Annotated in this window: 4 protein-coding genes and 1 pseudogene; 1 reads left to right on the top strand and 4 read right to left on the bottom strand. The window is 64.5% G+C overall.

What is annotated here, in order from left to right; genetic code table 11:
* Positions 1-125: 125 nt before the first annotated feature.
* The 4 genes from G3N93_RS33685 to G3N93_RS33700 form a co-directional block, all read right to left on the bottom strand.
* Entirely contained in the window at positions 126-827 is a 702-nt protein-coding gene (locus tag G3N93_RS33685; RefSeq protein WP_206134910.1) for a hypothetical protein, read from the bottom strand.
* 222 nt (positions 828-1,049) lie between these two features.
* A complete protein-coding gene (locus tag G3N93_RS33690) occupies positions 1,050-1,613 on the bottom strand; it encodes a barstar family protein (RefSeq protein WP_174939118.1) in 564 nt (187 codons plus the stop codon).
* 16 nt (positions 1,614-1,629) lie between these two features.
* Complete coding sequence (locus G3N93_RS33695; protein ID WP_031398890.1) at positions 1,630-2,061, bottom strand: ribonuclease domain-containing protein; 432 nt, start codon at positions 2,059-2,061, stop codon at positions 1,630-1,632.
* Between the two features lie 379 nt (positions 2,062-2,440).
* Entirely contained in the window at positions 2,441-4,783 is a 2,343-nt protein-coding gene (locus G3N93_RS33700) for an NADP-dependent malic enzyme (RefSeq protein WP_277396589.1), read from the bottom strand.
* Between the two features lie 135 nt (positions 4,784-4,918).
* On the opposite strand from G3N93_RS33700, the pseudogene G3N93_RS33705 reads away from it, so the two are divergent.
* A pseudogene (locus tag G3N93_RS33705) lies at positions 4,919-5,353 on the top strand (AIR synthase related protein); the annotation flags it as partial.
* Between the last annotated feature and the right edge of the window lie 64 nt (positions 5,354-5,417).

A 5,417-nucleotide genomic window follows, 5' to 3' on the forward strand; every position in this document is an offset into this window, starting at 1 on the left:
TGGGCGTCGCGCCGCCGCAAGACGGCGCGACACGCCTTGACCGCACGCCACCCTGCCGCTGCGCGATACGCCGCCGGCATCCCCACCGGAATACCGCGCGTTGCGACGCGGCGGTCTATCGCAATTTACTTGCCGCTCGACGAGCCATGCGGCATCGCTTCCGACAACGCATCGAGCACCGGCGTCAGCACGTCCTGGGGGCTGCCGGTCGTCCAACCGCCGTCCAGACTGTAGACATCGATCTTGCCGGTCACCGGATGCGTTACCGGCGCCGCGTCCAGCACCTTCGCCATGCCGGAGAAGATCGCATTGAACGCGACAATCCGGGCCGCATCATTCTTCAGGCGGCCGTTGCCGAGCTTCGCCTCCAGTGCCTTCGCGCCGGGCCCCACATCCGGTACCCGGCACGCGAACTCAACCGTCGCGATCGTCTTGCCCTCGAGCGCCGAGTTCGGTCGTTGCGACGACCCGGTTGCCTTGCACTCCGAGCGATTGATCGCACGCTGATAGGCCGCGGCCATGCTCTCGACCGACGGACGCAATGCGGCACTCGCCTTCGGCGGCATCGGCGCCAGCAAGTCTTCCGCCATGTCCTTGCGCATCGATTCGCCAAACGTCGACAGAACGTCGACGTTGAGCGCGTCCTTGCCGCTGTAGCTCGCGCGCACCGCATCGTTGAATTCGCGGGCTTTCGACACGTCGCCGTTGACGAGTGCACCGATGTAGAGGTCGACGGTCTGCTCGGGCGTAAGCGGCGCCGCATGCGCGGTGCCCGCCGCGATCAGCAGGGACAGCACGACAGCGCGTGCGGAACGGGAAATATTCATGGGAAGACAGCCCTCTCTCGACGGTTTGTTGTACACACCCGATGCGGCGGCTGCCGCAGCCGGGTCGACCGAGATTGTCTCGAAAAAAGGTGCCTGATGAAAGGCCGATGTCAGGAAGCGCAGTGCCGCGCTGGTCTGCGCGCGTCGCGCGGACGCAAAAAAGCCCGCTCGAGGCGGGCTTTTGACGGGTATTCGCCGGATCGGCCGCTGGCCGATGTGCGCTTACGCGAACGAGTAGAACACGCGGAACGCGACCTTGCGCTCGGCCCAGAATTCGGCCGCTTCGCGGAACACGTCGAGCAGCGTCTCGCGCCCTTCCTTGTCGAACTTCTGCGCGATCGGCAGCCCATCGAGGACGATCACGAAACCGGGCTGCGCGCCGGCCTTCGCGACGAGGTCGGTCAGCGAGTCGTACAGCGCGTCGTAGTTCTTCCCGAAATGCTTCGGGAACAGGAATGACGTCGCGATCGTTTCCATCACTTCCTGCTTCGACTGCGCGGCGCCGCAAAACGCATACAGGAAATGCTGGCCGAGCCGGCCGGCTTCGTCGGCAAGATCCTGCACGCGGAACGCGCGGATCGACTGCACGAGATTGGGTCGCACGGTCGTGAAAAGGCTCATAGGCTCCTCGTTCGATGAAAGCCCGGACTCGGCTTCCTGTTGCTCCGGCGTGCCGCCAGCCTGCGCCGCCGCGTGCAGTTGGATCACGCGCTGAAACAGATTGCCGTCGCCGGCCGCGAACAGTTCCGCCGCCGCCGTTTCGTGCGCGTAGATGGAGTCGCTCATGCCATTCGTCCCGAAGTCATTCAACAATACGTTTAAAACTGTTGTAGTGGTCGCCCGTGTAATAACAGTTGTCGATCCGGCGCAATGGCCCGCCACAGACGATCCGGCGCGCGCCGCGATTGCGGGCACGCGGCGTCGGCACCGTGTACTCATGGTAGTAGCCGCGCTTCGCTTTTGGCAGGATCCGCTCGCGGTTGCCAAACACGACGCCGTCTTTCTCGTACGGATACGGACCGCCGGCGCCAATCAGGCCTAGCGTGGTCACAGCCTCGCGCGGAAGACGTGCGGTCGGAATCGTATCGAGCCCGCTCGCCGCCACGTCGGCCGGAACGGCCTCCCGTGCGTAAGCGGCGGAAACCAGACTGCCCGTCGGCGTGCCGACGATACCCATCGCGAACATCGCGAAGACGGACGCGAGCGCGCCGTTGCGGAGCCACTTGCGTGCCATGAACCAGGGTTCCCGCTGTTAAATCAAGTAGTTGACGACCAACAAAGGCGTTAGCGTAGCGTTATTGGCCGCGCGAATCAATGTCCGTTTGGGAATCGAAAGGCCAGTGATACCCGGAATTGCGCATTTTTTACCGAAATCTCACTACATTTATCTTACATAGGATAAAATGCGAACGGCATCTCTGGCATGGCAAGACTCTGCCTCCTTGCCACGCCGGCTACGCTGAGTGGAGAGAGATGCTGATGTTGCTTGAGGGAAGCGCGTTTGCGCCCTGCCCGCGGCGTGCCCATTGCGGGCACGCCTCTTTTTTGCTTTTGTTTACAATTTCGCCCGACGCGCCACACCGGTTCGACCGGCCTGGCGCGTTCGTTTTGGCTCAGCGCGTGGCGTTCACGTCGGCGACCAGCAGCGCCGCCATGTTGACGATGCGGCGAACGGTCGCCGATTCGGTCAGCACGTGCACCGGCTGCGCAGCGCCCAGCAGGATCGGCCCGATCGCGATGTTGTTGCCCGCGGCCGTCTTCAGCAGGTTGTACGCGATGTTCGCGGCGTCGATGTTCGGCAGGATCAGCAGGTTCGCTTCGCCTTCCAGCGTCGATTCCGGCAGGATTTCCTTGCGCAGCGCTGCGTCGAGCGCGACATCGCCGTGCATCTCGCCGTCCACCTTCAACTCCGGCGCGCGTTCCTGCAGGATCGCGAGCGTATCGCGCATCTTCTTCGCCGAAGGTGCGTTGCTCGTGCCGAAATTCGAGTGCGACAGCAGCGCGACCTTCGGCTCGATGCCGAAGCGGCGCACTTCTTCCGCAGCCATGACCGTGATCTCGGCCAGCTCTTCCGGGGTCGGATCGACGTTCACGTGCGTGTCGACGAGGAAAATCTGGCGGCCCGGCAGCACGAGGCCGTTCATCGCCGCGTACACGCTGCAGCCCGGGCGCTTGCCGATCACCTGGTCGATGAAGTGCAGGTGGCGGTGCGTGGTGCTGATCGTGCCGCAGATCATCCCGTCCGCTTCGCCCTTCTTCACCAGCATCGAGCCGATCAGCGTCGTGCGGCGGCGCATCTCGACCCGCGCGAGCTGCTCGCTGATGCCCTTGCGCGCCATCATCTTGTAGTACGTCTGCCAGAAGTCGCGGTAGCGCTCGTCGTGCTCGGTGTTGACGACCGTGAAGTCGGTGCCCGGCGTCAGGCGCAGGCCGTAGCGCTGGATACGGTGCTCGATCACCGACGGGCGGCCGATCAGGATCGGCTTCGCGAGCTTTTCGTCGACGATGATCTGAACGGCGCGCAACACGCGCTCTTCTTCGCCTTCCGCGAACACAACGCGCTTCTTCTCTTCCGGCGCGGCGCGCGCGATCTGGAAGATCGGCTTCATCGTCGTGCCGCTGTGGTACACGAACTGCTGCAAATGGACGCGGTACGCCTCCATGTCCTCGATCGGGCGCGTCGCGACGCCGCCGTCCATCGCGGCCTGCGCGACGGCCGGTGCGATCTTCACGATCAGGCGCGGATCGAACGGCTTCGGAATCAGGTATTCGGGCCCGAACGACAGATCCTGGATGCCGTACGCAGTCGCGACGATGTCGCTCTGCTCGTGCTGCGCGAGCTCGGCGATCGCATTGACGGCCGCGATCTCCATTTCACGCGTGATCGTCGTCGCGCCGACGTCGAGCGCGCCGCGGAAGATGAACGGGAAGCACAGGACGTTGTTGACCTGGTTCGGGTAATCGGTGCGGCCCGTGGCCAGCACCGCATCCGGGCGCACTTCGAGCGCGAGTTCCGGCAGGATTTCCGGCGTCGGGTTCGCGAGCGCGAGGATCAGCGGGCGCTCGGCCATGCCCTTCACCATCTCCTGCTTCAGCACGCCGGCAGCCGACAGGCCGAGGAAGATGTCCGCGCCGTCGATCACTTCGGCCAGCGTCCGGGCTTCCGTTTCGCGGGCGAAACGCTCCTTGTCCGGGTCCATCAGCTCGGTGCGGCCCTTGTAGACCACGCCGGCCAGGTCGGTCACGATGATGTTCTCGATCGGCAGGCCGATGTCGACCAGCAGGTCGAGACACGCGAGCGCGGCCGCGCCCGCGCCGGACGCGACGAGCTTGACCTTCTTGATGTCCTTGTTGACGACCTTCAGCCCGTTCGTGACGGCCGCGGCCACCACGATCGCGGTGCCGTGCTGGTCGTCGTGGAACACCGGAATCTTCATCCGCTTGCGCGCTTCGCGCTCGACGATGAAGCAGTCCGGCGCCTTGATGTCTTCCAGGTTGATCCCGCCGAAAGTCGGCTCCAGCGCGGCGATCACGTCGACGAGCTTGTGCGGGTCCGACTCGTTCAGCTCGATGTCGAACACGTCGATGCCCGCGAACTTCTTGAACAGCACGGCCTTGCCTTCCATCACCGGCTTCGACGCGAGCGGGCCGATGTTGCCCAGACCGAGCACCGCCGTACCGTTCGTGACGACGCCGACCAGGTTGCTGCGCGCGGTGAAGCGTGCCGCGTTGAGCGGATTCTCGACGATCTCTTCGCACGCGTACGCCACACCCGGCGAGTACGCGAGCGCGAGGTCGCGCTGGTTGATCATCTGCTTGGTCGGGGCGATCGCGATTTTCCCGGGGGTCGGGAATTCGTGATAGTCGAGCGCGGCTTCGCGGAGCTTGGCTTTGGAGGAGGCTTGGGTAGACATGTGTCTCTTGGCGGGCGGATTAGAATAACTCTTCGACGGCATTGTAGCGCCAATCATCGGCCGCCAGACCGGCGATTCGGGTGCAACAGCCGCGACAAAATTGTACTGAACGGTGCAGGAACGCCGCCGTTCGCCTCGTACAATGCCGTTCCTTCCATCGTTTCGGATCCATCCGCCGTGCCAGCCGCCCTCTCCGAGTTTTCGCTGATCGAACGCTTCTTCACGCGCCGCGCCGCGCAGGGCGCACGCGCGTCGACACTCGGCATCGGCGACGATTGCGCGTTGATCACGCCCCGATCCGGGAAATTGCTGGCTATTTCGACCGACATGCTGGTGGAAGGCCGCCACTTCTTCCCCGACGTCGCGCCCGACGCGCTCGGCCACAAGACGCTCGCGGTCAACCTGTCCGACCTCGCGGCGATGGGCGCCGAGCCGCGCGCGTTCACGCTCGCGTGCGCGCTGCCGCGGGCTGACGCCGCGTGGCTGGAAGCGTTCAGCAACGGGCTGTTCGCGCTCGCCGAGCGCTACGGTTGCGAGCTGATCGGCGGCGACACGACGAGCGGCCCGCTGAACCTGTGCGTGACCGTATTCGGCGAAGTCTCGCCCGACGCTAGGAAGAGCACACGTCTGAACTTCAGTAACGTGTCGGATGCTCGTAGTCAGTCTGCTGATTGAA

Source organism: Burkholderia sp. Se-20378 (genome assembly GCF_017104665.1).
Classification (GTDB): Bacteria; Pseudomonadota; Gammaproteobacteria; order Burkholderiales; family Burkholderiaceae; genus Burkholderia; species Burkholderia lata.

Excerpts from the sequence above, each read along its gene's own strand:
- G3N93_RS33685 (WP_206134910.1), bottom strand. The coding sequence starts at position 827 with ATGAATATTTCCCGTTCCGCACGCGCTGTCGTGCTGTCCCTGCTGATC.
- G3N93_RS33690 (WP_174939118.1), bottom strand. The coding sequence starts at position 1,613 with ATGAGCGACTCCATCTACGCGCACGAAACGGCGGCGGCGGAACTGTTC.
- G3N93_RS33695 (WP_031398890.1), bottom strand. The coding sequence starts at position 2,061 with ATGGCACGCAAGTGGCTCCGCAACGGCGCGCTCGCGTCCGTCTTCGCG.
- G3N93_RS33700 (WP_277396589.1), bottom strand. The coding sequence starts at position 4,783 with ATGCCGTCGAAGAGTTATTCTAATCCGCCCGCCAAGAGACACATGTCT.